1 protein-coding gene is annotated in these 2,477 nt (G+C 49.7%); it reads left to right on the top strand.

Annotated elements, in window-relative coordinates:
• Positions 1-60: 60 nt before the first annotated feature.
• Positions 61-2,477 (top strand): amino acid adenylation domain-containing protein (locus L3V43_RS23600; RefSeq protein WP_237123953.1); only part of this gene is annotated, 2,417 nt, incomplete at its 3' end.

The following is a 2,477-nucleotide window of genomic DNA, read 5'->3' as shown; positions in this document are numbered from 1 at the left end:
CAAATAGTTGCCCGCCACGAGGCGTTAAGAACCTGTTTCGAAGCCCACGATGGAGTGTGTATGCAGCGGGTAATGCCAGCCCGAGCGGTGACGGTAGAAGTGGTGAATTTGGTTGATTGTGGTGAAGATGAAGTGCAGCGGCAAGTGGATGATGCGGCACGAGAAGTTTTTGACCTAAGCCAAGATTTAATGTTGCGCACAAAAATCATCAAACAGTCTCAAACACGGCATATTTTGTTGTTCACGTTGCATCACATCGCATCGGATGGTTGGTCAATGCAGCTATTAATAAAAGAGTTTAATGCATTTTACCAAGCTGCGATAACAGGCGGGGAAGCGGATGTGCCTGAATTACCGGTCCAATATGGAGATTACGCGTACTGGCAACAGCAACAGTTAACGGAGCAAAACAAAGCACAGTTGTTAAGGTATTGGCAGGCTAGGTTGTCGGGCATGCCGAGCTTACACGGATTGCCATTAGATAAGCCGCGACCAGCCAAGCAAGAATTTACCTCTGGATATGTGCGTAGTCGGATAGGCAAAGAGACATTGGCAGGGTTACAAACGCTAACGCAAAGCGCAGGTGTCACGTTATTTATGGTACTGCAAGGTGCTTTTGCGGTGTTATTGAGCCGCTTAAGCGGTGAGTCGGACATCGTCTTAGGCGTACCGACAGCGGGGCGTAGTGAGAGTGAATTGTCGCCATTAATAGGGTTTTTTATCAATACCTTGGTGAGTCGAACAGAGGTTGATTTAGCGCAGCCATTTACGGCGTTATTGGCGCAGATAAAGGCAGATACGCTGGCAGATTATCAGCATCAAGGGCTCCCTTTTGAGCTGTTGGTAGAGGCATTAAACCCAGATAGAAGCTTAGCATATAACCCCTTGTGTCAGGTTAAGTTGGTGCTACAGAACCATCGCAGCAGTGACGATGAAGGGTTGAGTTTGGGAGAGGCGAGGCTGAAACCACTCCAACAAAGTCAAGAGCAGGTACGGTTTGATTTGGATTTGACTTGCTCGGAGGGAGAAGGCGAGTTGCTATGCCATTGGCGGTATCAACAGAGCTTGTTTACAGAAGCGACGATAGCGGCGTATGCCCGTAGCTTTGAGTATCTATTGGAGAGTATCGCGAAGGGAGCCCAAGGTAGCTGCAAAAGTTTAGCCTTGTATGACGATGAAATGCGTCAAAGCTTGATAGAAGAGAGCGTAGGTGCGGCCTGTGATTATCGGCGAGGAGAAAGTGTAGTAGAGCAGTTTGCGAGACAAGCCCAGCAGACGCCGGAGAGAATAGCGGTACGGGATGAATCACACGCACTGAGCTATGGAGAGCTGTACAGTCGCGTGAATCAGTTGGCACATTACCTTCAAGAGCAGGATATAGGGGTAGGAGAGCGAGTTGCGTTGGTGATGACGCGAGATGTCACGCTCTTGGTGGCGATGCTAGGGGTGATGGCGACGGGTGCGAGCTATATCCCATTGAGCCCGGATAATCAGACGGCACGTTTAGCAGATATATTTAACGATGCGGATGTGACTCAGGTTTTGGTATCGACATGTTTATTAGAAATTTTACCGGTTTCAGGGGTAGATGTGTTAATGCTGGATGAGGATGAGTGGGGCTTATCGGGTTATGACAGCCATCCGGTGGGAGTGACACATACCTTAGCGGATAGCGCCTATGTGATTTATACGTCAGGGTCGACGGGTAAGCCAAAGGGGGTGGAGGTAAGTCACAGAGGATTAATAGATTACTGTTGCTATGGTCTAAAAGCGTACTATCAAGAGCAGTTGACAGGAAGCTATGTGTTGACGTCGCATGCATTTGATATAGGCGTTCCGAGTTTATATTTGCCTCTTTTGGTGGGAGGGTGCGTGAACTTAGCGCCTTGGGGAGAGGAGTTAGAGGGATTAGTCGAGCGGTTACGAGGGAGCTCAGAGGCGAGTTTATATCGTTTGACGCCGATGCATTGTGAGGCATTACTTGAATTGCTGGATGGGGATAAGGTCAGCGGAGCGCATGTTCTGGTGATAGGAGGGGAGACGCTAACGGAGGGGCTGGCTGCGCGGTTGCAAGATACCTTTAGTGAAAGTCAACTTTACAACCACTATGGTCCGACGGAAACGGTGGTAGGTTGTAGCTTATATGATGCAAGCGCGCATTTAAGGGCAGGGGATTCAACGCGAGAAGAGATACCGATAGGGTATGCGATGGCGAACACAGGGCTGTATGTCGTTGATGCAGGGGGTGAGCTGCAAGCGAAAGGAGGCGTAGGAGAGCTTTATGTTGGAGGGCCTTGCGTAGCGAAAGGATATGTTGGAGATCCGGACAGGACGGCGGCGTCATTTGTGTATGTTCCTTGGTTGGCGGATACGAGGTTGTATAGAACAGGAGACAGGGTACGGCGCTTGGAGTCGGGAGCGTTGGTATTTTTGGGAAGGAAGGATGAGCAAGTCAAGCTGCGGGGATATCGTATAGA

It is taken from the genome of Pseudoalteromonas sp. L23 (assembly GCF_021728455.1).
Lineage (GTDB): Bacteria > Pseudomonadota > Gammaproteobacteria > Enterobacterales > Alteromonadaceae > Pseudoalteromonas.
Note: the sequence above shows the minus strand (reverse complement) of the source record. Positions and strands in the feature narration are given on the sequence as shown.